24 protein-coding genes are annotated in these 24816 nt (G+C 63.7%); 11 read left to right on the forward strand and 13 right to left on the reverse strand.

All coding sequences use genetic code 11. From position 1 onward, the window contains the following. The 3 genes from BEN49_RS27790 to miaA all read left to right on the forward strand — a co-directional run. Positions 1-370: glycosyltransferase family protein (locus BEN49_RS27790; RefSeq protein WP_162276472.1), on the forward strand; the 370-nt coding region annotated here is incomplete at its 5' end. A 242-nt stretch (positions 371-612) separates the two neighbouring features. Continuing rightward, complete coding sequence (locus tag BEN49_RS09635; RefSeq protein WP_070742812.1) at positions 613-2301, forward strand: amidase; 1689 nt, start codon at positions 613-615, stop codon at positions 2299-2301. Between the two features lie 234 nt (positions 2302-2535). Next, positions 2536-3468, forward strand: a complete 933-nt coding sequence (gene miaA / locus BEN49_RS09640; protein ID WP_239691888.1) for a tRNA (adenosine(37)-N6)-dimethylallyltransferase MiaA — start codon at positions 2536-2538, stop codon at positions 3466-3468. Between the two features lie 159 nt (positions 3469-3627). Here the strand turns inward: miaA and pfkA are convergent, their stop codons facing one another. Next, the gene (pfkA, locus tag BEN49_RS09645) at positions 3628-4599 is read right to left on the reverse strand and encodes a 6-phosphofructokinase (RefSeq protein ID WP_070742813.1); all 972 of its coding nucleotides are present in this window, start codon (positions 4597-4599) and stop codon (positions 3628-3630) included. 232 nt (positions 4600-4831) lie between these two features. On the opposite strand from pfkA, the gene BEN49_RS09650 reads away from it, so the two are divergent. Both BEN49_RS09650 and BEN49_RS09655 read left to right on the forward strand, forming a co-directional pair. Further along, complete coding sequence (locus BEN49_RS09650) at positions 4832-5278, forward strand: tellurite resistance TerB family protein (RefSeq protein ID WP_070742814.1); 447 nt, start codon at positions 4832-4834, stop codon at positions 5276-5278. A gap of 209 nt (positions 5279-5487) precedes the next feature. Continuing rightward, on the forward strand, positions 5488-6147 hold the full coding sequence (locus BEN49_RS09655; protein WP_070742815.1) for a carboxypeptidase-like regulatory domain-containing protein: 660 nt from the start codon (positions 5488-5490) through the stop codon (positions 6145-6147). A 58-nt stretch (positions 6148-6205) separates the two neighbouring features. On the opposite strand, the gene BEN49_RS09660 is transcribed toward BEN49_RS09655, so the two are convergent. The 4 genes from BEN49_RS09660 to BEN49_RS09675 form a co-directional block, all read right to left on the reverse strand. Beyond that, positions 6206-7411 (reverse strand): aspartate aminotransferase family protein, encoded by a 1206-nt coding sequence (locus BEN49_RS09660; protein WP_070742816.1) that lies wholly within the window; start codon positions 7409-7411, stop codon positions 6206-6208. 206 nt (positions 7412-7617) lie between these two features. Further along, complete coding sequence (locus BEN49_RS09665) at positions 7618-8136, reverse strand: hypothetical protein (protein WP_083325960.1); 519 nt, start codon at positions 8134-8136, stop codon at positions 7618-7620. A 15-nt stretch (positions 8137-8151) separates the two neighbouring features. After that, positions 8152-8628: a hypothetical protein gene (locus BEN49_RS09670; protein WP_070742817.1), complete on the reverse strand. Its 477-nt coding sequence runs from the start codon at positions 8626-8628 to the stop codon at positions 8152-8154. Positions 8629-8680: 52 nt separating this feature from the next. Then, positions 8681-9226 (reverse strand): RNA polymerase sigma factor, encoded by a 546-nt coding sequence (locus BEN49_RS09675; RefSeq protein WP_070742818.1) that lies wholly within the window; start codon positions 9224-9226, stop codon positions 8681-8683. A gap of 173 nt (positions 9227-9399) precedes the next feature. On the opposite strand from BEN49_RS09675, the gene BEN49_RS09680 reads away from it, so the two are divergent. Next, on the forward strand, positions 9400-10044 hold the full coding sequence (locus tag BEN49_RS09680) for a hypothetical protein (RefSeq protein WP_070742819.1): 645 nt from the start codon (positions 9400-9402) through the stop codon (positions 10042-10044). 179 nt (positions 10045-10223) lie between these two features. Here BEN49_RS09680 and BEN49_RS09685 read toward each other — a convergent pair whose 3' ends face one another. The 5 genes from BEN49_RS09685 to BEN49_RS09705 all read right to left on the reverse strand — a co-directional run bounded on the left by BEN49_RS09685 (position 10224) and on the right by BEN49_RS09705 (position 15891). Further along, a complete protein-coding gene (locus BEN49_RS09685) occupies positions 10224-10763 on the reverse strand; it encodes a GldL-related protein (RefSeq protein ID WP_070742820.1) in 540 nt (179 codons plus the stop codon). A gap of 19 nt (positions 10764-10782) precedes the next feature. Next, entirely contained in the window at positions 10783-12213 is a 1431-nt protein-coding gene (locus tag BEN49_RS09690) for a vWA domain-containing protein (protein WP_070742821.1), read from the reverse strand. Positions 12214-12377: 164 nt separating this feature from the next. Then, entirely contained in the window at positions 12378-12827 is a 450-nt protein-coding gene (gene bcp / locus BEN49_RS09695; RefSeq protein WP_070742822.1) for a thioredoxin-dependent thiol peroxidase, read from the reverse strand. Positions 12828-13063: 236 nt separating this feature from the next. Continuing rightward, entirely contained in the window at positions 13064-15100 is a 2037-nt protein-coding gene (locus tag BEN49_RS09700; protein ID WP_125916682.1) for a M23 family metallopeptidase, read from the reverse strand. A gap of 176 nt (positions 15101-15276) precedes the next feature. After that, the gene (locus BEN49_RS09705; protein WP_070742823.1) at positions 15277-15891 is read right to left on the reverse strand and encodes a fumarylacetoacetate hydrolase family protein; all 615 of its coding nucleotides are present in this window, start codon (positions 15889-15891) and stop codon (positions 15277-15279) included. A gap of 169 nt (positions 15892-16060) precedes the next feature. On the opposite strand from BEN49_RS09705, the gene BEN49_RS09710 reads away from it, so the two are divergent. Genes BEN49_RS09710 through BEN49_RS30125 form a run of 3 tightly spaced genes read left to right on the forward strand, consistent with a single transcriptional unit; the run spans position 16061 to position 17563 of the window. Next, on the forward strand, positions 16061-16852 hold the full coding sequence (locus BEN49_RS09710) for a M48 family metallopeptidase (RefSeq protein WP_070742824.1): 792 nt from the start codon (positions 16061-16063) through the stop codon (positions 16850-16852). Positions 16853-16886: 34 nt separating this feature from the next. Next, positions 16887-17432, forward strand: a complete 546-nt coding sequence (locus tag BEN49_RS09715; protein WP_125916684.1) for a hypothetical protein — start codon at positions 16887-16889, stop codon at positions 17430-17432. Between the two features lie 8 nt (positions 17433-17440). After that, entirely contained in the window at positions 17441-17563 is a 123-nt protein-coding gene (locus BEN49_RS30125; protein ID WP_262490192.1) for a hypothetical protein, read from the forward strand. A gap of 48 nt (positions 17564-17611) precedes the next feature. On the opposite strand, the gene BEN49_RS09720 is transcribed toward BEN49_RS30125, so the two are convergent. Both BEN49_RS09720 and BEN49_RS09725 read right to left on the reverse strand, forming a co-directional pair. Beyond that, the gene (locus tag BEN49_RS09720; RefSeq protein ID WP_070742826.1) at positions 17612-18361 is read right to left on the reverse strand and encodes a hypothetical protein; all 750 of its coding nucleotides are present in this window, start codon (positions 18359-18361) and stop codon (positions 17612-17614) included. 127 nt (positions 18362-18488) lie between these two features. Continuing rightward, positions 18489-19895 carry a UDP-N-acetylmuramate--L-alanine ligase gene (locus tag BEN49_RS09725; RefSeq protein ID WP_070742827.1) on the reverse strand — a complete coding sequence of 469 codons (1407 nt, stop codon included), beginning with the start codon at positions 19893-19895 and terminating at the stop codon, positions 18489-18491. Positions 19896-20097: 202 nt separating this feature from the next. Between BEN49_RS09725 and dnaB the strand changes: the two genes are divergently transcribed. Further along, complete coding sequence (gene dnaB, locus BEN49_RS09730) at positions 20098-22761, forward strand: replicative DNA helicase (RefSeq protein ID WP_070742828.1); 2664 nt, start codon at positions 20098-20100, stop codon at positions 22759-22761. A 195-nt stretch (positions 22762-22956) separates the two neighbouring features. After that, a complete protein-coding gene (locus BEN49_RS09735) occupies positions 22957-23823 on the forward strand; it encodes a sulfite exporter TauE/SafE family protein (RefSeq protein ID WP_070742829.1) in 867 nt (288 codons plus the stop codon). Here BEN49_RS09735 and BEN49_RS09740 read toward each other — a convergent pair. After that, positions 23711-24766 carry an LLM class flavin-dependent oxidoreductase gene (locus tag BEN49_RS09740; protein WP_070742830.1) on the reverse strand — a complete coding sequence of 352 codons (1056 nt, stop codon included), beginning with the start codon at positions 24764-24766 and terminating at the stop codon, positions 23711-23713. The two genes, BEN49_RS09735 and BEN49_RS09740, sit on opposite strands and share 113 nt — an antisense overlap. Positions 24767-24816: the final 50 nt, after the last annotated feature.

The following is a 24816-nucleotide window of genomic DNA, read 5'->3' on the forward strand; positions in this document are numbered from 1 at the left end:
TACGTGGCGGCCCGAGGCACTGCGGGCCGTCACGGCCCGGGCGGCGGTGGGGGTGATGCTGCTCGAAAACCGGGGCCTGAGCTACTACTACTCGCTGGCCAACAAGTTTTTCGACTACGTGCACGCCGGCATCCCGCAGGTGCTCATCGACTTTCCCGAATACCGGGCCATTAATGAGAAATACGACGTGGCCGAGCTGGTGCCCGACCTCGACCCCGGGGCCCTGGCCGCCGCCCTCAACCGCCTGCTGCCCGGCGGCGATGCCGCCCGCGCCCAGCAGTTGGCCGCCAACTGCCGCCGCGCCGCCCCGCACCTCAGTTGGGAGCAGGAGGAAAAAGTGCTGGTGGGGCTGTACGCTGCCCTATTTTAGGGCCCCAGCACGTAGCGTGGATGCTGCGAGTCCGCGCGTTTGAACGGTCGCTGCCCGATCTGTAGCGCGGGCTTTGCAGTCCGCGGCTATCGCTTTGTTCCAGCAATTACCACCGAACAATTACCGGACAGCAATTAATCGGCAGGACGAAGCGAACGCCGCGGACGACAAAGCCCGCGCTACATTCCACGCTACGGGCAAACTGCCCTAGCTTTGCTCGTAGCACTTACTGCCGATTTTATATGCTGAAAAAACTACTGCCCGCCTTATTACTGGGCGCCGCCGGCTTCGGCGCCGGGGCCCTGGTGGCCCGCCCCACCGCCGCCGAGCCCGTAACCGTGCCGCTGCTGCGCGCCGCCCAGGAGCTGCTGGGCCTGCACTTCACCGATGCCCAGCTGGACTCGGCCAAGGGCGCCATCGGGCGCAACCGCGGCAGCTACGACGAGCTGCGCAAAATTGCGCTGCCCAACACGGTGGCCCCCGCGCTGGTGTTCGACCCCGTGCCGCTGCGCCTGCGTTTGGCCGCCCCCGCCGGCAAATTGGGCCCTGACCGGATGGCGCCCGTTGGTAAAGTCAAACTGCCGGCCAACCGCGACGATTTGGCCTTTTACACCGTGCGGCAGCTGGGCGAGCTGCTGCGCACCAAGCAAATATCATCGGTCGAGCTGACGGAGTTTTTCCTGGCGCGGCTGCGCAAATATTCGCCGCAATTGCTGTGCGTCGTTACCCTCACCGAGGAGCTGGCCATGCAGCAGGCCCGCGCCGCCGACGCCGAAATCAAGGCGGGGCGCTACCGGGGCCCCTTGCACGGCGTGCCCTTTGGGGTGAAAGATTTGTTCAGCACCAAAACCTACAAAACCACCTGGGGCTCGGTGCCTTACAAGGACCAGCTGCTGGACGAGGACGCCGCCGTGGTGACGCGCCTGCGCGACGCCGGGGCGGTGCTGGTGGCCAAGTTCACGCTGGGCGCTCTGGCGATGGGCGACGTGTGGTTTGGCGGCCGTACCCGCTCGCCGTGGGACCTGAAACAAGGCTCCAGCGGGTCGTCGGCGGGCTCGGCCTCGGCCGTGGGGGCGGGGTTGGTGCCGTTCGCGCTGGGCACCGAAACGCTGGGCTCCATCGTGAGCCCCAGCACGGCCTGCGGCACCACCGGCCTGCGCCCCACCTTCGGGCAGGTAAGCCGCGCCGGCGCCATGGCCCTGAGCTGGAGCATGGACAAAGTAGGGCCCCTGACCCGCTCGGCCGAAGACTGCGCGCTGGTGTTCCGGGCCATCCAGGGCGAAGACCCGCGCGACGTGGCCACGCTGCTGCGGCCCCGCGCCGCCGCCGACTTCCGCTGCGCCTTCGACACCGACGTAAAAAAGCTGCGCGTGGGCTACCTCAAGGCCGATTTTGAAGGGGAATATTCGTCGAAAGGCACCGACCAGGCCACCCTCGACGCGCTGCGCAAGCTGGGCGTGGAGCTGGTGCCTCTCGACTTGCACGGCCTGCCCGCCGGCGAGCTGACCTTCCTGCTCAGCGCCGAGGGCGCGGCGGCTTTTGACGACCTCACCCGCTCGGGCCGCGACGCGCTGATGGTGAACCAGGGCAAGAATGCCTGGCCTACCACCTTCCGGGCCGCCCGCTTCGTGCCGGCCGTGGAGTACATCCAGGCCCAGCGCGCCCGCCGCGTGCTGATTGAGGAAGTAGACAAGCGCCTGCTGGGCCTCGACGCCTACGTGGGGCCCTCGTTCAACAGCCCCAGCCTGGTCATCACCAACCTCACCGGGCACCCGGCCGTGGTCGTGCCCAACGGTATGCGGCCCAACGGCTTACCCGCCACCATCACCTTCACCGGCCAGCTCTACGGCGAGGCCAAGCTGCTGGCCCTGGCCAAGGCCTACCAGGACGCCACCGACTTCGACGAGAAACACCCACCGCTTTTCCAGTGAGCGATTATCAGCGAGCAATTGGTAGTTCCTTTGAGCTTTCGATTGCTAAAATGTTCAGGCGGTGGTTTAAAACGGGGTGGTCCGGCGACTTTTTCAGTCGTCGGGCCACTCTTGCTAAAAAACAGGAGCTCAGGGGCATCGCCAGAGTGGCCCAACGACTGAAAAAGTCGCCGGACCACCCCGTTTGAGGTCATTGCCACTGCCCACTACTCATTGATAACTGCCCACCCCTCATTGCTAACCGACTTACTGCCCCCAGAAATTCTGGCCCAGCTGGGGCCCCGGCCCGACGATGCGCGCCCGGTGCTGCTCGTCATCGCCGGGCCCACGGCGGTGGGCAAAACGGCTTTGTGCGTGCGGCTGGCCCAGCACTTCGGCACCGAAATCGTGTCGGCCGATTCGCGCCAGTTCTTCCGCGAGATGCGCATCGGCACGGCCAAGCCCACCCCGGCCGAGATGGACGGCGTGCCGCACCATTTTGTTGACAGCCATAGCATTGAAGAGGAGTACAGCGCCGGCCGGTTCGCCGCCGATGCGCTGGCCACGCTCGACGCGCTGTTCCAAGCGCACCCCGTGGTCATCCTCACCGGCGGCTCGGGGCTGTACGTGCAGGCCGTGACCGATGGCCTCGACGAGCTGCCCGGGGTGCTGCCCGAAGTGCGCGCCCAGCTGCAAGCCGAGCTGGCGGCCCACGGCCTGGGGCCCCTGGTGGCCGAGCTGGCCGCTACCGACCCGGTGGCCCACGCCCGCATCGATCCACAAAATCCCCAGCGCGTGCTCCGGGCCCTGGAAATTACCCGCGGCACGGGTCGCCCGTTCTCCAGCTACCACACCCAGGACACCGCCGCCCGCGACGCGGCCCGGCCCTTTCGCGTCGTCAAAGTGGCCCTCACCCGCCCGCGGGACGTGCTGTACGAGCGCATCAATCAGCGCGTGGATAACATGCTGGCCGAAGGTTTATTAGCCGAAGTAACCGCCCTGCTGCCCCAGCGCCACCGGCCCGCCCTGCAAACCGTGGGCTACCAGGAAATCTTCGGCTTCCTCGCCGGCGAATACGACTGGGCCGAGGCCGTGCGCCTGCTCCAGCGCAACACCCGGCGCTACGCCAAGCGCCAGCTCACGTGGCTGCGCCGCGACGCGGCCTACCAGTGGGTGGACTTGGGGTAGAGCACGTCATACTATAAAATCGCCTGTCATCCTGAACGCAGTGAAGGATCTGGGGACAGCCGAACGGTTAGCAGTAATTGAATACTGCGCGTCGTTCAGCTGTCCCCAGATCCTTCACTGCGTTCAGGATGACAGAGAGATTGTTAGCCTAATTCCTGCTTAAACGCTCAAAATTTCCACCATGCGCATGAAGCTCTGGTTGATGGGCTTTTTCTTGCTGATGGTGTCGATGAACGGCGTGTAGACCAGCTTGCGGTCGATGATGCCGGCCATCACGTTCTTCATGCCGTTCATGAGGCCCTCAACGGCGGCAATGCCGATTTGGGAGCCCAGCAGGCGGTCGGCGGCGGTGGGGGAGCCCCCGCGCTGGATGTGGCCGATGACGGTGACGCGGGTGTCGAGCTGCGGAATGGCCGCCTTGACGTGGGCCGCTACGTGGTGGGCGTTGCCTTCCACGTCGCCCTCGGCCACGATGACGATGAACGAGGTTTTGTGGCGCTGCCAGCCGCTGCGCAGCGTTTCGATGGCCGCCTCCACGCTCATCTGCGTTTCGGGCACCATCACGATTTCGGCCCCGCCGCCGATGGCGCACGGAATGGCGATGTAGCCCGAGTCGCGGCCCATCACCTCGATGAAAAAGCAGCGGTCGTGCGAGTCGGCCGTGTCGCGGATTTTGTCCACGCAGTCCAGGGCCGTGTTCACGGCCGTGTCGTAGCCGATGGTGTAGTCCGTGCCGTAGAGGTCGTTGTCGATGGTGCCCGGGGCCCCCACGGTGGGGATGCCGAACTCCTGCTCAAAAATCATGGCCCCGGTGAACGTGCCGTTGCCGCCGATGGCCACCAGGCCCTCAATGCCGTTATTAACTAGCTGATCAAAGGCCTGTTGGCGGCCTTCTTTGGTGCGGAACGAGTGGCTGCGGGCCGACTTGAGGATGGTGCCGCCCTTCTGCACCGTGTTCGACACGGAGGCCGAGTCCAGCTTCACAAATTCGCCCCGCATCAGGCCCGAGTAGCCGCGCATGATGCCGTACACCTCAATGCCGTGGTAAGTGGCCGTGCGCACTACCGCGCGGATGCACGCGTTCATGCCCGGCGAGTCGCCACCGCTGGTAAAAACTCCGATTCGCTTCATAGTAATTCGAAAAATCCTGTTTCGCCCCGTTTTCAGTGCAAACCGCGCAAAGGTGCGGGTTTCGGGGGAACAAACCTAGTTTTTTGCCGTTAGCAACCCCGTGCGGGCCGGGGGCGGGCCGGCCCGCATTCTGCTAAAAGAGATATAAAAATCCGGTAAATTCCTGTAACTTACCGTCGGCAACCGCCAGAAGCCGCTTCCCACCCATATCCTACCCTTAATTCCTCGTCCTATGTTCGGTTTTTTTGAAAATGAGCAGGCCAAAAAAATCAAAGGCCACCTCTGCAACCTCGCTGCCCTGGCCAAAGCCGACGGCCACATCGACGACCGTGAGATGAACTTTATCATCACAGTGGGCAAAAAGAACGGGATGGGAGCCTCCGAAGTGCGCAAGCTGGTGGCCGGTAACACCAACGGCGTGTCCGACTTGCCCGCGACCGATTCGGATCGGTTCGACCAGATTTACGACCTCGTGGACATGATGCTCTCCGACGGCATCGTGGACGAGAGCGAGATGGACTTTTGCATCATGATGGCGGAGAAGCTGGGCTTCCGTAAAGCCATTGTGGGGGTGTTGGTGCGCAAAATTTCGCAGGGCGTGAAAGACGGTTTGCCCGAAGACCGCATCAAGGAAGAGAGCCTGAGCTTTTTGAACTACAACGACTTGCCCGCCCGCTAAGCGCGCCGCAACCAAAACGAGCCGCCCGGGGCTTGCTCGCCAACCGGCGGGTGAGCCCCGGGCTTTTTTGTGCCCCTGGGGCCCCGCGGCTGGGCGCTGGGCAGGGCCTGAACTGTTGAGTACGTCTACGGCCCGCGCGAACTGGTCGAAAAAATTTCGGCCCGGCCCCCGGCCCCTGGTACTTCGCTGCGAACCAACCCAGCGACGCGATGCGGCTCCGAATTTCTACCCTTCTCCTTGTAATAATAGCAGCGCTGCTGGGGGCCGCTGGGGCCCGGGCCCAGGGCGTAGACGTACGCGGCACCGTGCTGAACGCCGCCCGGCAGCCCGTGGAATTTGCCACCGTGGTGCTGCTCAGCGCCCAGGATTCGAGCGGCGTGCAGGCTACGGTGGCCGACGCTGCCGGCGCCTTTGTGCTGCGCGGCGTAGCGCCGGGGCCCTACCGGCTGTGGGCCACGTTTGTGGGCTGGCTGCCCGGCACGCTGCGGCTGGTGGTGGCCGCTGGGGCCCCGCCGGTGCCCGTGCAGCTGGTGTTGCGCCCGGCGCCCCAGCAGCTGGGCGAGGTGCAGGTAACGACCATGCGCTCGCGCATCACCCAACTACCCGACCGCTTGGTGATGGACGTGGCCAGCACGCCGCTCGCCACCGGCTACACCGCCCTGGAGGTGCTGGCCCGGGCCCCCGGCGTGTACGTGGACCCGCGCACGGAAACCGTGTCGCTCAACGGCAAGGGCACGCTGGTAATTGTGGACGGCAAGCGCACGTACATCGTGCAGAAAACTGCCATCAAAGCCATCCACGGCAACATCACCGAAATCGTGAACGGCATAGAAGTACCCGTTGGCACCAACTACCGCGACACCATATAGGCAAATGACTGGTAAGGACGTGCTGTAATTAATTGCTTTATGGCCTAGTTATTACCGGTTAATTACCAGTTCCCACCACAAACTCAATGGCCCGCAACAGGCCCGCGCAGGCGGCGTCAATCTCGTCGTCGGTGATGACCAGGGGCGGGGCCAAGCGCAGCGAGTTGTCGCAGAAGAGGAACCAGTCGGTGAGGATGCTTTCGTGCGCCAGGGCCCTGTCGATGATGGGCTTGAGCACCTCGAACGAATCAAATTCCACCGCCATGAGCAGGCCGCTGCCTCGCACCGCCCGGATGGCCGGGTGATGCAGCTGCGCCCGGAACCGCGCCGCTTTTTCGGCCACGCCGGCGGCCAGGTTTTCGTCCTGCATGACTTGCAGCGTGGCCAAGGCCGCCGCGCAGCTCACCGGGTGGCCCCCGAAGGTGGTGCAGTGCCCCAGGATGGGGTTGGTCTTGAAGCCGCTCATGATTTCCGTGGTGGAAATGAAGGCCCCGATGGGCATGCCGCCGCCCATGCCCTTGGCGCAGACCAGGATGTCGGGCTCGATGCCGTACTGCTCGAAGGCCCACATGGTGCCCGTGCGCCCGTAGCCGCACTGGATTTCGTCGAGGATGAGCAGGGCCCCCACCTCGCGGCAGCGGCGGCGCAGGGCCGGCAGGTAGTAGGGCGTGGGCAGGCGCACACCGGCCTCGCCCTGCACGGTTTCGATGACGACGGCCGCCGTGCGCTCGGTAATCAGGGCCAAGTCGGCGAAATCGTTGTGGCGGATGTGGCGCACGTCGGGCAGCAGCGGCCGGTAGCTGTTCTTGAAGCTTTCGGAACCGGTGATTGACAGGGCCCCGTGGGTGGAGCCGTGGTAGGCGTTCAGGCACGACACCAGCTCGGTGCGGCCGGTGTGGCGCTTGGCCAGTTTCAGGGCCCCCTCGATGGCCTCGGCGCCCGAGTTGGTGAAGTACACCGAATCGAGGTGCGCGGGCAGGGTGTGGTGCAGGGCCTCGGCCAGTTGGGCGGGCACGGCCTGCACCAGCTCGCCGTACACCATCAGGTGCAGGTACTTATCGAGCTGAGCCTGGATGGCCGCCAGCACCCGCGGGTGGCGGTGGCCCACGTTGCTCACGCCGATGCCCGAAATCAGGTCGAGAATCGGGCGGCCTTCGGGCGTGTACATGTACACGCCCTCGGCCCGCTCAATTTCCAGCAGCAGCGGGAAATCGGAGGTTTGGGCCTGGTGTTTCAGGAAAAGCTGGCGGGGAGTGAGGACCACAGAGAAAACGGATTTTAACGGACGGCCACGGGTTTTTAGGGCCCCGCACCGGGCAAAATAAATAACGGACGCCGCGTCGTCGCAACGGCGAAACATGGTAACCGCCGCCGGCTCGTTTAGATTATTTGGCAAAAATAAAGGGGCCGCTGCGGAGGAGCAGCGGCCCCAATAAACAGGGGTATCTCGGGGCAAAGCAGGGCGCGGATTTATTCCGCCTCCCCCAGCGCCGGGGCCCCGGGCGTGCCCGCCACGCGCCGGATAACCTCGCGGGTGAAGTCGCGCTCGGCGGCCAGCAGCTGGGCCACTTGCCGCAGCGAAAGCACCTTCTGAAACCGGTCGAAATACTCTTTCTCCAGGTTCAGCTCCTGCTGGCGCGTGGCGTAGGTCTGGGTCAGGTTGTCGCGGATTTGCTGGTCGGTGAGGGCCTCGATTTGCTCGCGTTTGAGGGGCCGGCTGGCGCGGTTCAGGGCCCGGCGGCGCGCAATAAATTCGTTGTACACCGGCCAGAAGCGCTGGGCTTGGTCCTGCGTCAGCGACAAGCGGCTGGTGAAGAAGGCGATGCGGGCGTTGTCGAGCTGGCTCAGGCGGTCGGCCCGGGCGGCGCGCGCTGCTGGCGGGGCCCCTGGGCCTGGGCGTGGCCACCGGGCGGCCAGCAGCAGGGCCCCGGCCAACGCCCAGCGGCGCGGCGCGTTGTTAACCAAGAAAAAGGAAGCAAACGGGTTCATCAGCAAAGCAAAAGGCTACAAGTATTGGACGTCCTCGGCGGCTTGCGCATCGAGGGCTTCGTTGAGTTCGGCGGGCGAGGGCTGCCAGAAGGTTTCGGCCAGGCCGGGGCGGGCCGCCACCAAGGGGGCCAGGTCGGTGGCGTCGAGGTTGGCGCCGGGGCGCAGCAGGTAGGCCACCAGCTCGGTCTGGGGCACGGCGTCTAGGGCGGCCGTGGCGGCACGGGCACTCGCCGCGGGGGCCCCGGCGCTGCCCAGACCACTCAGCCAAAACGAGCCCGCAAACCCACCCAGCACGGCCACCGAGGCCAGACCGGTGCGCAGGGCCCCGGGCAGCAGGGCCCACCAGGCCGCACCGCCCGCCAGGGCGCGGGGCAGGGCCGGGCGGCGGTCCATCACGCGGGTGGGCAACTGGTCGAAGTAGTGCGCCGGCGGTTCGCTCAGCGGCGGTTGGGGCCGCCGGGGGTGCGCGTCCAGCTTAAAGGCAGTTTTCATGGCGGTTGGATGAATGGGGCTTGGCAACGTTTAACCCAGTTCGGAAAAAATCTTACCCGCTGGCGCGGGTCACGTAGTCTTCCACCTTTTTCACGGCGTGGTGGTAGCTCGCCTTCAGGGCCCCTACGCTGGTGCCGGTCACCTCGGCCATCTGCTCGTAGGGCATTTCGTCGTAGTAGCGCAGGTTGAACACCAGGCGCTGCTTGTCAGGTAATTGCAGGATGGCTTTTTGCAGCGTCAACTCAATTTCGTCACCGGCCAAGGCAGGGTCGGCTTCCAGTTTCTCGGTCAGTTCGGCACCCACGTCGTTCAGCGGCAGCAGAAACTTGCGGCGCTTGCTGCCCAAAAAACCCAGGCACTCGTTGGTGGCGATGCGGTAAATCCAGGTGAAAAGCTGGGCGTCCTGGCGGAAGTTTTCGAGGTGCTTCCACACCTTCACGAACACGTCCTGGGTGAGGTCGTCGGCGTCGGCGTGGTCCACTACCATCTTGCGCACGTGCCAATACACCTTCCGCTGGTACTTGCGCACCAGCTGGTTGAACGCCAGATTGCGGCTGGCGGGGTCTTGGAACAGGCGGAGGATTTCGTGGTCTTCCAAACGGGGAGGCCGGGGGCTGGGCGGGAAAGTGGCGGTTGGAGTTGATTCGGCTTTCCGGGTTTAAAGGCTAGGCGCAAAATTGTTGTTAAACGCGACATCTTAGGTTCAACCATTCTATAATTGCTATAGCATTGCTTCCCTGTTTCTTATCTCTAAATAATATCCAAAAAATTATGCCTAAAAAAACTTATTATCTCGACGAGGCCCGTACCGAGCCCATTACGGTGCAGTGGGGGTTGGCCTACCGCAACTTTATTCTTAGCCACCAAGGCGAGCCCGTGGTTCCTGCTGAGCACGGCCCATCGCTCACGGAAGGGTATCGCTACGACCTGCCCGACGGCCGCCGCTTGTCGGCACAACTGGTACGCAACGCAGGCTTGCAAGAGTTGGAGTTATTACTCAATGGCCAACCGTTGCTAGGCAGCGCCACGCATCCGCAGGAGCGATTAAAACAGGCTTGGTACGCGCTCTTGGGCGTGGGGTCGTTCAGCACAATACTCATCGTGGTGGCCCAGTTTATCAACGTTGATGCGTTGCGCCCCCTCAGATTTGGTTGGGCTGCATTGTTGGAAAACATTGTGCTAGTGGGCCTGGGGTGGTGGGGCTACCGTCAATGCTCGGCCGCGGCATTTTATGTGGCACTGGGGTTACTGGTTGTCGACTGGGCGGTTATGATGGTGAACTTGGCCCAGGCCGGCGGCGGCGGAGGCATCGGCAGTATCTTTTTACGCTTTGTCATCTGCGCGTTTGTTTTCCGCGGAGCCCAGGCGGCCCGGGAGCTTAAACGCGAACCGGCGGCTACTCTTCCAGTCGCTTGAGCAGCGTCTGACTGCCAAAAATGCCCACCGAAATCGTCTAACCCGAGCGGTTATTGAAGTTGTGCACATCGGTGAATTTGCTGCCCAGTGCGGTTTTGGTACAGAACATTTGGCGGATGGACGCAGGGGCAGCCCCGGGGTTTAACGGGTTTCCACAATCCTAGCTAGGGCCCCTGTTTCTACCGCTGGTGCCGCTGCACGGCGTCCGCCGCGGCGCGGTCGCGCGGGTGGTGGAGCTGGTACACCAACTTTTCTACCAGCGCCGGGTCGTTGCGGTGGAACTGGCGGATCAGGGTTTCGGAGGGCACGTACAGCGCCAGGCCCCCGACTGCCGCAATGGCCACGGCAAACCAGCTCAGGTATTGCCTGAAGGCGGATAGCACCACCACCAACGCCATGGTGGCCACGCCCACTACGAGCATGGTGTTGCCGCTGCTCCAGTTCAGTAGCTTAAACAGGGTGCCCACCAGCGTCACCGCCGCGCTGATGCCCGTCACCTTGCGCAAGTAGTCGTCCAGAAACGTGGCGGCCGTGGCCGGGGCCTCGCCCGCCGCGGAGGTGGCTGGCCAGTACGACCGCAGGAAGTACACCGTGGCCAGGGCCCCCAGCCCCAGCAGCAGCAAGTAGCTGCCAGCGGGCACCAGGGCCCACTTGGCCGCCAGGCCCAGGAGGGCGGCGGGCCAGGCAATCTTTTCAACGAGGTCCAGTTGCTTTTCCAAGGGTTTGTCGTGCAGCGAGTTACTTGCCAAACATGCCCACCGAAGTGGTTTGGCCCGAGCGGATGGTGAAGTTGCGCACGTCGGTGAATTTGCTGCCCAGGGCCGTTTTGGTGCGGAACACGAGGCGGTAGCCCCCCGGCTGCATGGGTAGGTTGAGCTTGGTGCTGCTGCCGTCGGGCAAGTTGTAAATCCAGGTTTGCGACTCGTCGTTGTTGAGCTGGTAGATGGAGCCGTAGCCTTTCAAATCGGCGGTGATGTTGAGCGTGCCGGGCGCCGGGTACGTCACGGCCACCTCCTGGCCCTGGCGGATGCTGACGCGGCGCACCAGGCGCGGCAGCGTCAGCAACTCCACGTCGTAGGGGCCGGCCAGCAGCTTCTGACGGGTGCCGAAGGGCAAGGCCACGGCGGTGCTGGGGGCCCCGGCGGCCCGCACCACGGCCTGCACCGCGCCGTAGGGGTTGGGCGTGAGCTGCGGGCTTTGCAGAAACAGCGTGCCCTGGGGCGTTTTGAAGGTCAGCACGTTGGCCTTGCCGGCTTTAATGGGCACGTTGGCCTGGCGCACGGCCGGCACCGTGTTGATTACCAGGTCGTAGCTCTGCAGAGCGTCGATGGCTAGCACGTCGGCCTTGCCCTGGGCGTCGCGGTAGTGCACGTAGTTGTACTCGGGCTGGTCGGTCACGTTGTTGACGAACGTGAGGTTGACGTTGCTTTCCACGGGGCGGCCGTCGGCGTCGGTCAGGTTCACGGCCACGGTGGTTTTGGCCAGCGTTTGGGCAATCACGTCGTTCATCACCGTGCGGAAGGTTTTCACCTCGGCCGCGTTGTAGTACTGGCCCAGGCATTCGAGCTGCTTGCCGAACTCCTTCTCGGCCCCGATGCCAATGACGAACGGCCTGAGAAATACGCGCTTGCGCTGCAAGTCGAGCGAGGCGGCGCACGGGTCGGCGTTGCACGATTCCAGGCCGTCGGTGATGAGCAGCAGCACGTTGCGCGCCGTTTTATCGGCCGGAAAATCACCCGCCGACTGCCGCAGCGAATACGTGATGGGCGTGTTGCCCTGGGCCTTGAGCGTGGTGAGCTTGGCCTTGATGGCCGCGGCGTTGCGCGGCGCAAAGGGCACTTCGAGGCGCGAATCCTCGCAGTTCTTGGCGCTGTTTGGGAACTGGTGGCCGTACACGCGCAGGCCCAGCTCCAGGTTGGGGTAGGCGTTGAGCGAGTCGGCCATCTTGCCCAGCATGCGCTTGGCCACCTCCCAGCGCGGTTGGCCTTCCCAGGGCGCCATCATCGAGCCTGAGGCGTCGAGCAGGAAGAGAATGCGGGTGGTTTTGGGTCGCTCGGGCGGCGCGTTTTGGGCCCGGGCCCCCAGGCTCTGGGCCAGCAGCACGCTCAGCCCCAGGGGCCCTAAACCGCTGGTTCTGCGAAGGAAAAGAAACAGGTTCTTGAACAACATCGAGACAAGCCGGGGGGAAACTGCAAACCTACGAGCCCAGTGAATGTAGCGTGGACGCTGCGAGTCCGCGGCTCTCGCTTCGTCCTGCCGATTACCCCTGAACGAGTCGATTATTGTTGGGAGACTGTTCAACTCGCGGACCCCTGAGTCCACGCTACAGTGCCTTAGGCCAGCAGTTGCGCCGCGTGCTCCTGGGTGTCCACCTTCTTGATGACTTTCTCGATAATACCCTCGGCGTCAATCAAAAATGTGGTACGAACAGTGCCCATGTAGGTCTTGCCGTAGTTCTTCTTTTCCTGCCACACGCCGTAGGCTTCCACGATTTTTTTGTCGGTATCCACCAGCAACGGGAAGGGCAGGTCGTACTTCAGGGCAAACTTCTTGTGGGCCGCTTCGCCGTCGATGCTCACGCCGATAACCTTGATGTTGTGCGTATTCAATTCCTCCTGGTGGTCGCGCAGGTTGCAGGCCTGGGCGGTGCAGCCGGGCGTATCGTCCTTGGGGTAGAAGTACAGCGCCACCCGCTGGCCGCGCAGGGCAGCGAGCGAAACGGTGTTGCCGTCCTGGTCGAGGGCGGAGAAATTGGGAGCGGGTTGGCCAGCAGCGAGGGACATGGGAGGGAGGGTTGAGTGGGGGTGAGGGGGAATGCTTGGAAGAACGGGTTTTTTGAGCCGCGTTTTTGAATGGTCATTCAAGAACTGTCATCCTGAGCCTGCGAAGGATCTTTTCGGGGCAGCAAGAGCAGCAATCAATTGATTTACTGCAAACCGGGCAGTGGTAGAAAGATCCTTCGTAAGCTCAGGATGACAGTATCCACTACTAAGGGCATTAATATAGGCGCTAATAGCTGCTACAGTTTCAGCGGAATGACCCGTTCGTTTCCGGCCTGGTCGGTGAGGTGCAGCTCGGCGGGGCCGCGCAGCCGGGGCCCCAGCGTATCGGTGGCGACGCTGAACAGGGTGGCGTTTTTGTATTCGTAGCGCAGCAGCCGGAACTGCCCGCCCACCAGCAGCTTGTAGCTGGCCAGGCCCGAGAGGTCGTCGCCGACGCGAAACAGCACCTGGCCGCCCGGCCGGCCCAGCAGGCTGCCGGTGGGGGCCTTCTCATCGGTGAGGATGCGGTAAGAGGCGAATTGCTTCACGACGGCCGAAATCTGGCCCTGCGCATCCCACTGCCCGCCCAGGTAGGCGCGGCCGCCCTTCAGCGTGGCTGAGTAGATGGCCGAGCGGCGCAGGTCGGCGGGCGGGGCGGAGGGCTTCAGGGTGAGGCGCAGCGGGTAGTAGAGCGGCGTGATGGGGTTGCCCACCGTCCAGAAGCCGCTGCCGGTGGCCTCGGGCCGAAAGCTGGTGCCGAGGTACAGGTTCGTAAACAGCGTATGGGGCCCAAACAGCAGGTTGACGTGGGCCGTGGAGTAGCTCATTTCCTGGCCCGCGGGAATCATCGCCTGGCGGTCGAACACCTTCGTCACGCCGCCGAATTGCAGCGAATCGGGCAGGCCGGCGCGCAGGTCGTAGAGGTACACGTTTTCGCTGGCCACGGTGTAGCTGGGCTTCACTTCGAGCTGGCGGTTGCCTTTGTAAATCAACAGGTTGCCGCCCACGGCCGCCGTGTCGGGGTCGGCGGCCACGGCCTTCAGCAGGTTGCGGTCGATTTCGTAACGCAGGGCGGGGCGCTTCACGGCCGCGGCGCGGGTTTTGAAGTAAATAGGGGCTTGGCCGCGTAGCACGAAGTGCAAGGGCGTCTGGTTGTTATAAGAGTCGGCCAGCACCACGTCCACGTTGTACACTTGGCCGGCTTCCACGTTCAGGCGGCCGCGCTGGGGCCCCGGGGCGTGGTAGATAGCCAGGTCGTTGCCCTCGTCCACCCACAGCTTTTGCAGCAGGCGGCCCAGGGTGTGCTGGTACTGGAAATCGATGAAATTGGCCACTTGCCGGGTGCCCGTGGGGAAGGGCACGGCGGTGATGTCGTGCTCGTAGTAGGGCTGGCCGTTCACCTTCACGGCCACCCGCTGGATGCCGTTCTTGTTCCACGCGCCGTCGAAGCGGTCGAAGCCCTGCACCAGCAACCCAATGGTACCGAAGCAGTTGATGGTATCGGTCCAGGTGGTGGCCACGCCCGGGCCCGGCTGCACGCGGGGCACAAACACCTTCTTGTCGTAGCGGCCTACCACGCGCGCCTCGATGCCCAGCGGCTCCACGGCAAACGCCTGGAGGGTGGGGGCCACGTGGTCTTGCAGCTCCGGGAAGCCGCCCCACTGCAAGGGGTTGTACTGGCGGTCCTGGGCGTCGCGCACTTCCCAGTGCAGGTGGGGCCCCGCCGAGCCGCCAGTATTGCCCGAGAGGGCCACTACCTCGCCGCGCCGCACGGGGTACTGATCCTTGGCAAAAAACAGCTCTGTTTCGTAGGACTGCTGCTCGTACTGGCGGCGCAGCAGCTCGGCGGCCACGGGGCCCCGGAACTCGTTGAGGTGGCCGTACACCGTCGTTAGCCCGTTGGGATGGGTGAGGTACAGCACGTTGCCGTAGCCGAACGACGACTGCTTGAGCCGCGACACATAGCCGTCGGCCGCCGCGTACACCGGCCGGTTCACGCCGCCGGCGGTCTTGATGTCGACGCCGCCGTGGAAGTGGTTGGGCCGCAGCTCGCCCATGCTGCCGGCCAGAAAGCTCGGCGTGCCCGGCGCAATGGGAAACAAAAAGTAGCCCGGGGCCACGTCGGGCCGGGGGCCCCCGGGTAGCGGCCGGGCGGCCTTGCGCTCCTCGGCCGTGTCGGCTTCCTGCCCGCCGGCCGGGCCGGGCCGCAGGCCCAAGGCCAGGGCCCCCAACATCACCAAGCTCCAGGCACGCCATTGCCGGAAAGCTGTCTTCTTAATCTGCAATACCCTCAAAACCAACTTATTTATAACGCTTCTAATACTTGGTCCGGGCTGCCGGCTTTTGCCGGCGGCCCGGTAATCGCTGAATCGTTGCCTGGGTGTAGCGGGGTCCTTGAAAAGCTGTTCCACCCGGCGCAACGATTAGCGGGCAGCCGGCGAAGAGCCGGCAGCCCGCCCCGATTCCATCCTTATTTTATTGCTATTTCCAGCAGCTTTTCGTCTTCCAGGTAGCCCACCAGCTGGTCGCCCACCTGCACGGGGCCCACGCCGGCGGGCGTGCCGGTGAACAGTAAGTCGCCCTGCTTAAGAGTAATGTAGCGCGACACGAAGCTGATGATCTGGGCGAACGGGTGCAACATCAGGCTGGAATTGCCGGTCTGGCGGGTTTCGCCGTTCACTTCCAGGCGGAAGTTGATGTTGGCCAAATCCGCGAATTCGGCTACCGGCCGGAAGGTGGGGGAGATGGGCGCCGAGCCGTCGAAGGCCTTGGCCAATTCCCAGGGCAAGCCCTTCTTTTTCAGCTCGCTCTGCAAGTCGCGGGCCGTGAAGTCGAGGCCCAGGCCGATGGCGTCGAAGTAGGTGTGGGCGAAGGCCGCGTCGATGTGCCGGCCGTTCTTGCTGATGCGCAGCACCAGTTCCAGCTCGTAGTGGATGTCGGTGGAAAAGTCGGGGTAGAAAAACGGTTGGCCGCGCTGCACCAGCGCAGTCTCGGGCTTGAGGAAGATGACGGGCGCGGCCGGCGTTTCGTTGTGCAGCTCGGCGATGTGGTCGGCGTAGTTGCGGCCGATGCAGATAATTTTCATAGCAGGCGAATGGAAGCCGATGGGAAAGTCCAAAACTACGGCCCCCGGCGGCCCCCGGCGAACATTTGACTGGGTGGTTTGCGTATGTTGAAGGCCCCCGGCCTGTCTTTGGCCTAAAAAATGCCCGGGCCCGGGGGCCCCGCCCTACCTTTCCTAAACCATTCTTGCTATGTTTCGCAAAACCACCCTCCTCGCCGGCCTCGTGCTGCTGGCCTCGTGCGCCACGGTACCCATCACCGGCCGCCGCCAGCTCAGCCTGGTGAGCGGCAGTGAGATGAACTCGCTGGCCACCACGCAGTACCGCACCTTCATCACCGAAAATAAGCTCTCGACCGACGCCGCCAACGCGGCCATGGTAAAGCGTGTGGGCGAGCGAATTCAGCATGCCGTGGAGCAGTACGTGGCCCAGAACAACATGCAGGGCCAGCTCGATGGCTACCAGTGGGAGTTTAACCTGGTGGACAACAAGGAAGTGAATGCCTGGTGCATGCCCGGCGGCAAAGTGGTGGTGTACACCGGCATCTTGCCCCTCACGCGCGACGAAAACGGGCTGGCCGTGGTGCTGGGCCACGAAATTTCGCACGCCGTGGCCCGCCACGGGGCCGAGCGCATGAGCGACCAGCTCGTGGCCCAGGGCCTGAGCACGGCCCTAAGCACCGCGCTTTCGCAAAACCCCACCCAAACCAAAAGCCTGTTTATGCAGGCCGTGGGCGTGGGCAGCCAGGTGGGCATGCTCAAGTTCAGCCGCACCCAGGAAAGTGAGGCCGACCACCTGGGCCTGATCTTTATGGCCATGGCCGGCTACGACCCCAAGGGGGCCCTACCTTTCTGGCAGCGCATGGCTGCCCAAAGCCAGAACAATACGCCCGAATTCCTCTCCGATCACCCCGCCGACGCTACCCGGATTGCCGACATCGAGCGCCTGCTACCTGAAGCTCAGAAATACTACAAACCCCGCTAGCCCGTTGCGCTGGCTACTCTCCGCTCTGCACCTTATGTCGTTTCTTCCCCGTTTGCTAGGCCTGGGCTTGCTGACTCTTTTGGTAAGCCTGTTGCTGGGCGCCTGCGAAACCTCGCGCCGCAGCACCAACGAGCTAACCATGCCCGAGTACAATACCAAACCTACCATTCCCAACAAGCAAATTGCCCAAACGTCGGGCGAGAAAATAGACTTTAAGGTGTCGCAGTCGGAGCTGGCCACGGCCTTCATCCGCGAGTTTGGCGACGGCACCGTCATTGACCGCATACTGGTGCACAAAGCGCCCCCGGAGCCCAACGAGCCCACCGTGTACTACTTGGTGGCTTTGGGCCTGCGCAACGGCATGTTCCGGGCTATGGCTCTGCCGCTGCTCGGTGGTGGCGACAACACGTTGTTTCTCAGTCCTGTCGCCAGCCGTTACATTATCACTGGCGTAGGCTGCTCATCGTGCTTCTTCAACTTTGAGGGCGACCGTATCGCGGGTACGCTTTGCGAAGGCAACCCCGGTGGCGGCCGCTGCGACCTGCGCCGCCAACCCGGCAACACGCTATTTCCTAAATAGCTACGGCCATGAAACCAACCCACAAATGGCTGCTTCGCGCCGCCCTCACGGCCTTGGCCCTGCTCGTTACCACCGACCGCCGCGGGGGCCCCAAACCGGGGCCACCGCCCGCAAAAAAGCCCGCTGACTAGGCGGGCTTTTTTTATTAGCGAATGTGCTGAGGCGAATGTACCGCCGCGCTACTGAATTTTGGTAACGGGTACCTTGCTGGTCATCACGCCCTCGGGCACGGTTTGGGCGGCGGCAACGTAGTCGAACCGGGTGGGCTTGTCGGCCTCGCTGCGGCCGGACGCCAGCAATAGCTCGCCGTGGCGGGCGTACTCGTTCCAACGCCGGCGAAAGGCCGGCTGCGCATCGGTGGCCTTGGGAAAATACGCCCACTCGTCTACGAGGCCGGTGGCGCGGTTCACCAGCACTTCGTAGCGGTTGTCGGGCGTGACGCCCACTTTATTGAAGGTCATGCCCAGCACGTCGGCCGGGGCCCCGTCCATCGTTTTGCCCTCGCCCTTGTACGTAAGGTTCACGCCCGGGTCTTCCAGCTTAAATGGCATCACCAGCCAGTACGAATTGTTGACCCACGCGGGGTAGAGGCCGTCGAGTACTTTTTGGCCGGTTGGCGACGCCGAAATGTCCTTCCCGCGGCTATACACGTGACCCTGCTTAGTGTTCAGGTTATAATTGGCCACCAGCGTGTCCTGCTCCCAATGAAAATCGCCGGTCTTCTTGTCCCAAATCTGGTACTGGCCGCCAAAGAAATCCCAGGCCAGGTAGCGGGTGTTGTTATAGGCATCGGTGCCGCCCATGGCGGTCATCACGCGGTCGGCCACGGCCGTGGCCTTGGGGTCGGCGCTGTTGGCAGAGCAGCCCAGCAGCAGCGCGCTGCCCGCAACTGCCGCAGCTAAGTGCAAAAACGAAGGAACGAAGCGCATGGGATAGACGGAAAAATGGTTAATCCACGGCCCACAGCTTTGGCAGGCAGTCTGGGCCCCAGGGCGTTGGGGCCCGCTAAAGGTAGCCGTTTTTTGCCTTGTAACGGTTGAGCCTCCGGGCCCCCGGCTACCGCGCCTCCAAGCCTACTACCTTGGCCGCCAGCACGGCCAAATCCAGGCCATCAAACGTGCCCGACGACATTAGCAGCAGGTTGGTATCGTCCCACGGCTGGGCGTGGAGGAATTCGGCCAGCTCGTGGCTGTCGGTGATGACGCGCAGGTCGGGGCGCTGGAAGGCGGCCGCCACGGCCGCGGGCGGCAGCGGGGGCAGGCGCTTGTGCTCCAGCACGTGGGGGTTGAAGTACACCACCGCCACGTCGGGCGCGTCGAAGCAGTGCGCGTACTGCGGCAGGAAGTCGGGGTTGAGCGAGCTGAAGGTGTGCAGCTCCAGGCAGGCCACCAGCCGCCGCTGCGGAAACTGCTGCTTCAGGGCCCCCGCGGTGGCGCGCAGCTTGCTGGGCGCGTGGGCGAAGTCCTTGTACACCACCGACGTGGCCCCGCGGGCCAGCAACTCCAGCCGCCGCGCCGCGCCGGGGAACGAGGCCACCGCCCGGTAAAAGTCCTTGCCCTTGATGCCCAGCTGCTTGCACACCTCGCGCGCCGCCGAAATGTTGCGCAAGTTGTGCTCGCCAAACACCTGAATCGGCACCTCCTCGTCCTTCTTGGTCAGCAGAAACGTCTGGCCGTCGCGCACCACGTTCTCGTGGGGCCCGTAGCCGATGTAGGTCACGCTGGAGTTGGTGGGCACGGCGATGAGCTGGGTCTGCTCGTCGTCCTGGTCGTAAATCAGCACGCCCGATTTGGGCGTCATGTCGGCGAAAATGCGGAACTGCTCGCGGTAGATTTCCTCGGTCGGAAACACGTTGATGTGGTCCCAGCTGATGCCCGAAATTACCCCGATGTGGTGCTGGTAGAGGTGGAACTTGGGCCGCCGGTCCACCGGTGACGACAGGTACTCGTCGCCCTCGATGATGATGACCGGCGCGTCGTCCGTCAGCTGTACCATCAGGTCGAAGCCCGCCAGCTGGGCCCCCACCGCGTAGTCGAACTTGCGGCCATAAAACCGCAGCACGTGCAGGATGCAGGCCGTGATGCTGGTTTTGCCGTGCGAGCCGCCGATGACCACCCGTTGCTTGTCGCGGCTGGCCTCGTAGATGTACTCGGGAAAGGAATAGATTTTCAGGCCCAGCTCCTGGGCCCGGCGCAGCTCGGGGTTGTCGGGGCGGGCGTGCATGCCCACAATCACGGCGTCGAGGTCGGACGTGATGCGGGCCGGGTCCCAGCCCTCCTGCGAAGGCAGCAGGCCGGCGGCGGCCAGGCGGCCCCGGGCGGGCTCAAAAATCTCGTCGTCGGTGCCCGTCACGTGGGCCCCCTGGCGGTGCAGGGCCAGCGCCAGGTTGTGCATGATGCTGCCGCCCACGGCGATGAGGTGCAAGCGCTGCGGCGCGGAATCGGAAGAAGCTAAATTGGTCATGCGAAGAAAAGGAGCGAGCGGGCCAACGGCCGGGTTCGGGGCCGCGAAAGTACAAAAACTGCCCGCCAAACCGGGCCCGGGGCCCCGGCCGAACATGATTTTATGAGCCGGTTTACCCCCTTCCGGGGTTAGCTTTGTTATTCAGGCTCGCCGTAGTTTTTGCCAATTTCCTGGCGTTTATTTACAATTGCTTCATTATCACATGCCAGACGAAATGGACGACCGCGTCAAGCAATCCGCTGCCCGCGCCAAAGCCGCTTGGGCGGGGCGCGGCACCAGTGGACAGCCGTTCCAGGCCAGCGCCGCCGGCAAGCTGCCACCCCAGGCCCTGGAGCTGGAGGTGGCCGTGCTCGGGGCCCTGATGCTGGAAAAAGACGCCCTCACGTCGGTCATCGACATCCTGCGCCCCGAAAGCTTTTACAAGGATTCGCACCAGCGCATTTTCAAGGCCATCATCAGCCTGTTCGACAAGTCGGAGCCCATCGACCAGCTCACCGTGGTGCACGAGCTGCGCGAGTTGGGCGAGCTAGAAGCCTGCGGCGGTGCGTTTTACGTGGCCGGCCTCACGATGAAGGTGAACTCGGCGGCCAACGTTGAGTTCCACGCCCGCATCATCACGGAAGCCGCCATCAAACGCGAGCTGATCCGCATTTCCAGCGAAATCCAGCGCGACGCCTTCGAGGACACGACCGACGTGTTTGCCCTGCTCGACCAAACCGAGCAGTCGTTGTTCGAGGTGTCGGAGTCGAACATTCGCAAGAACTTCGACGACATGCGCAGCCTGATGGGCAAGGCCATCAAGGAGCTGGAAGAAAAGAAAAACCAGAAGGATGGCCTCACCGGCGTACCCTCCGGCTTTACGGCCCTCGACCGCGTGACCAGTGGCTGGCAACCCTCTGACCTGGTGATTATTGCGGCCCGGCCAGGCATGGGAAAATGTCTCGGAAAAGGCACAAAGGTGCTGATGTTCGACGGCAGCCTGCGCAAGGTGGAAGACGTGCGCGAAGGAGAGCTGCTGATGGGCGACGACTCGACCCCGCGCCGGGTGAAGAGCATTGCCCGGGGCCGCGAAAACATGTACTGGGTGCGCCAGAACAAGGGTGACGACTACCGCGTGAACGAGAGCCACATCCTCTCGCTCAAACGCTCGCGCAACGAGGGCCCCCAACGCCACGGCGACGTGCTGAACATTGAAGTGCGCGACTACCTGGCCCGGGGCCCCAAGTTCCGCTCCAACTATAAGGGCTACAAAGTGGCCGTGGAGTTTGCCGAAAAAACCTTGCCCATCGACCCGTATTTCCTGGGCGTGTGGCTGGGCGATGGGTCGTCGAACGACTGCCGCATCACGGGGCAGGACGCAGAGATTATTGATTACCTGCACGAATACGCCGCCGACCTGAACATGCAGGTGACGGTAGGTGTGGCGGCCAACCGCTGCAATAGCTACGGCATCACGCGCGGGCAGCAGGGCGGCAGCCTGGCCCAGTTCTCGGTGCAGGACGAGCTGCGCCAGCTGGACGTGCTGGGCCGCAAGCACATCCCGCAGCGCTATCTGGTCAACTCAACTGAAAACCGCCTGCGCCTGCTGGCCGGCCTCATCGACAGCGACGGCCACCTGAACGTGGTGAGCAACGGCTACGAAATCACGCAGAAAAACGAGGCCCTGGCCCGCCAAATCAAGTTTTTGTGCGACTCGCTGGGCTTCCGCACGTCGCTGACGAAAAAGCGGGCCGTTATTACCAGCATCGGCTACGTGTGCGACGTGTGGCGCGTGCGTTTCTACGGCGACCTCGACCGCGTGCCGGTGCGCGTGGCCCGCAAAAAGGCCAACCCCTGGGCCTCGCCCGTGGACTGGCGGATGACGGGCATCACGGTCGAGTTCGATAAAGTCGATGATTACTACGGCTTTGAGATTGACGGCAACCGCCTGTTCCTGCTCCAGGATTTGACGGTGACGCACAACACGGCATTCGTGGTGTCGGCCATGCGCAACGCGGCGGTGGAGTTTAAGCGGCCGGTGGCCATTTTCTCGCTGGAAATGTCGTCGTTGCAGCTCGTCAACCGCCTCATTTCGGCCGAGGCAGAGTTGGATTCGGACAAGATTAAGAAGGGCACGCTAGCCGACCACGAGTGGCAGCAGCTCAACCACAAGATTACCGACCTCTCGGCGGCTCCGATTTACATCGACGACACGCCGGCGCTGAGCATCCGCGAGCTGCGCACCAAGTGCCGCCGCCTGCGCTCGCAGAAGGACGTGCAGCTCATCATCGTGGACTACCTGCAGCTGATGAGCGGCAACACCGACGGGCGCGGCGGCAACCGCGAGCAGGAAATTGCCAGCATCTCGCGGGCCCTGAAGGGCATCGCCAAGGAGCTGAACGTGCCCGTGCTGGCGCTGTCGCAGCTCTCGCGCTCGGTGGAAACGCGGGGCGGCGACAAGAAGCCGCAGCTGAGCGACTTGCGCGAATCGGGCTCGATTGAGCAGGACGCCGACATGGTAATTTTCCTGTACCGCCCCGAGTACTACGGCCTCGACCAGGACGCCGAGGGCAACCCCACGCAGGGCATGGGCGAGGTTATCATCGCCAAGCACCGCAACGGCTCGCTCGAAACCGTGCAGCTCAAGTTCATCGGCCGCTTCACCAAGTTTGCCGACCTCGACAGCGAAAGCGGCGGCGGTTTCGGTGGGGGCTTCGGCGACGCGGGTGGCTACCAGCCCCAGGGCCTGCCCGCCAGCAACTTCGACGAAGAGCCCAGCGCCAATAACTTCGCGCCCAACACCATCCGACTGGGCTCAAAAATCAACGAGTCGCCAACGCCGTTCCCCAAGGGCAACCTGAACAAGTACGAGGAGCCGCCTTTTTAGAATAATCAGCTGATCCTTAAGTTTTTTATGGTACTAAAAACGGTCAGACTGAACGAAGTGAAGCATCTCTCCCGCGCCGGCAAATAATTACTGCTGCGGGAAAGATGCTTCACTTCGTTCAGTCTGACCGTTTTTGTAGCGCGCTATGGTCGTGCCTTTACGCGCTTAGTTGGTTAGGCGCTAAGTTTAGAATTCGTGGAGACAATCTCGGTGGCGACCATCGCCCTGCTGTGCTTTTTTACCTTTCTGGCCGGCTTCATCGATGCCATTGTGGGCGGTGGGGGCCTCATTCAGTTACCGGCGCTGCTGCTGCTGCTGCCCGGCGTGCCGGTGGCCACGCTGCTGGGCACCGGCAAGGTAGCCAGCCTGGCGGGCACCACCGCAGCCCTGCGCCGCTACCTGACCGGCCCTACGGCGGTGCCGCTGCGCTGGCGCACGGTGGCCGTTACGGCGCTGGTGGCGGGCGGCTTCGCGCTGCTGGGGGCTCGGGCGGTGAGCGGGCTGCACAAGGAAGCCGTGCGACCCTTGGTGCTGGCTTTGCTGGTGCTGATGGCCGGGTATACGCTGTGGCGCAAGGACTTCGGGAGCACGCACGCGCCGCGGCTGCACGGCCGCCGCGAGGTGCTGGTGGGCGTGGTGCTGGGCGCCGCCATTGGGTTCTACGACGGGTTTTTTGGACCCGGTACGGGTAGCTTGCTGCTGTTTGCCTTCGTGGGGCTGTTTGGCTACGATTTCCTGACGGCCTCGGCCTCGGCCAAGTTCGTGAACATGGCCACCAACGTAGCCGGGCTGGCCTACTTCGTGTACACGAAGCAAGTGATTTACCAGGTGGCGCTGCCGATGGCCGTGTGCAACGTGCTGGGGGCCACGTTGGGCATTCAGGTGGCGCTGCGGCGCGGTACGGGCTTCGTGCGGGTGCTGTTTCTGGTCATTGTCAGCACATTCATCCTTAAGCTAGGCTGGGAGACATTTCAGCTGCCATCAACGGCTGCACAGCCGGCAGCGCAAACGCCTCCGCCAGCAGTTCGTACGAGCGCAGCCGGTCCTGGAAGTCAGCCGTGATGGTGACGGCGATGATTTCGTCGATGCCATAGGCATCAGCCAGACGCTCGAACTCAGCCTTTACCTTCGCGGGCGTGCCGCTCACCACGCGGCCGCGGCTCTGCGCCATCTGGAATTCGTCCTCGGCTGTGAAGCGATAGGCGCGCACGTCTTCGGTGGTGGGGAAGGTGAGGCGCTCACCCTTGTTGAAGCGCAGAAGCTGCAAGTCCATGGCGGCGCGCAACTCCTGAGCTTTTTCCTCGGTGTCGGCGCAGATGGTGAACACGGCCAGGTTGGCCGCCGGGGCCCGCAGCTCGGCCGAAGGGCGGAACCGCTCGCGGTAAGTGCGCACCGCCTGGGGGCCCCCGTTGGGGTTGATGAACTGGGCAAACGTGAAAGCCGCGCCCACGTGCGCCGCAAACAGCCCGCTCTGCCCGCTGGAGCTCAGCAGCCACAGCGCTGGCTGGGTGGCTGACTGCGGAATGGCCATCACCCGCTCGTGGATGGTGTCGAGCACCTTGTCGTCGCGCAAATACGCCTGCAAGTCCATCAGCTGCTCGGCAAAGTCCTGGTCGCTGAACGTGTTGTGCGGGTTGAGGGCGTGGGCCGTGAGGCGGTCGGCCCCCGGGGCCCTCCCGATGCCTAAGTCGATGCGGCCTGGAAACAGGGCTTCGAGCAAGCGGAAATTCTCGGCCACTTTCAGGGCCGAATAGTGGGGCAGCATCACGCCGCCCGAGCCCAGGCGGATGCGCGCGGTGTGGTTGCCCAGGTGGGCTAGCAGCACCTCGGGGGCCGATCCGGCCAGCGTGCCGGTGTTGTGGTGCTCACTCACCCAGAAGCGGGTGTAGCCCAGGCGGTCGGCCAGCTGGGCCAGCTCGGTGGTTTCGAGCAGGGCCTGGCGGGCGGTGGCGCCGGGGCGAATGGGCGATTGGTCAAGGACGCTGAGGCGAAGGGAAGCAGCCATAAGATGGGGCTTGGGGGAGGGGGATAAGCGCAACAAACACCCCCACCAGC

Source organism: Hymenobacter coccineus, from assembly GCF_001816125.1.
Classification (GTDB): domain Bacteria; phylum Bacteroidota; class Bacteroidia; order Cytophagales; family Hymenobacteraceae; genus Hymenobacter; species Hymenobacter coccineus.

What these genes read in the sequence shown, in the direction of transcription:
- BEN49_RS09635 (WP_070742812.1), top strand. Translation starts at nt 613, where the DNA reads ATGCTGAAAAAACTACTGCCCGCCTTATTACTGGGCGCCGCCGGCTTC.
- pfkA (WP_070742813.1), bottom strand. Translation starts at nt 4,599, where the DNA reads ATGAAGCGAATCGGAGTTTTTACCAGCGGTGGCGACTCGCCGGGCATG.
- BEN49_RS09650 (WP_070742814.1), top strand. Translation starts at nt 4,832, where the DNA reads ATGTTCGGTTTTTTTGAAAATGAGCAGGCCAAAAAAATCAAAGGCCAC.
- BEN49_RS09655 (WP_070742815.1), top strand. Translation starts at nt 5,488, where the DNA reads ATGCGGCTCCGAATTTCTACCCTTCTCCTTGTAATAATAGCAGCGCTG.
- BEN49_RS09665 (WP_083325960.1), bottom strand. Translation starts at nt 8,136, where the DNA reads ATGAACCCGTTTGCTTCCTTTTTCTTGGTTAACAACGCGCCGCGCCGC.
- BEN49_RS09670 (WP_070742817.1), bottom strand. Translation starts at nt 8,628, where the DNA reads ATGAAAACTGCCTTTAAGCTGGACGCGCACCCCCGGCGGCCCCAACCG.
- BEN49_RS09680 (WP_070742819.1), top strand. Translation starts at nt 9,400, where the DNA reads ATGCCTAAAAAAACTTATTATCTCGACGAGGCCCGTACCGAGCCCATT.
- BEN49_RS09690 (WP_070742821.1), bottom strand. Translation starts at nt 12,213, where the DNA reads ATGTTGTTCAAGAACCTGTTTCTTTTCCTTCGCAGAACCAGCGGTTTA.
- bcp (WP_070742822.1), bottom strand. Translation starts at nt 12,827, where the DNA reads ATGTCCCTCGCTGCTGGCCAACCCGCTCCCAATTTCTCCGCCCTCGAC.
- BEN49_RS09705 (WP_070742823.1), bottom strand. Translation starts at nt 15,891, where the DNA reads ATGAAAATTATCTGCATCGGCCGCAACTACGCCGACCACATCGCCGAG.
- BEN49_RS09710 (WP_070742824.1), top strand. Translation starts at nt 16,061, where the DNA reads ATGTTTCGCAAAACCACCCTCCTCGCCGGCCTCGTGCTGCTGGCCTCG.
- BEN49_RS09715 (WP_125916684.1), top strand. Translation starts at nt 16,887, where the DNA reads ATGTCGTTTCTTCCCCGTTTGCTAGGCCTGGGCTTGCTGACTCTTTTG.
- BEN49_RS30125 (WP_262490192.1), top strand. Translation starts at nt 17,441, where the DNA reads ATGAAACCAACCCACAAATGGCTGCTTCGCGCCGCCCTCACGGCCTTG.
- BEN49_RS09720 (WP_070742826.1), bottom strand. Translation starts at nt 18,361, where the DNA reads ATGCGCTTCGTTCCTTCGTTTTTGCACTTAGCTGCGGCAGTTGCGGGC.
- BEN49_RS09725 (WP_070742827.1), bottom strand. Translation starts at nt 19,895, where the DNA reads ATGACCAATTTAGCTTCTTCCGATTCCGCGCCGCAGCGCTTGCACCTC.
- dnaB (WP_070742828.1), top strand. Translation starts at nt 20,098, where the DNA reads ATGCCAGACGAAATGGACGACCGCGTCAAGCAATCCGCTGCCCGCGCC.
- BEN49_RS09740 (WP_070742830.1), bottom strand. Translation starts at nt 24,766, where the DNA reads ATGGCTGCTTCCCTTCGCCTCAGCGTCCTTGACCAATCGCCCATTCGC.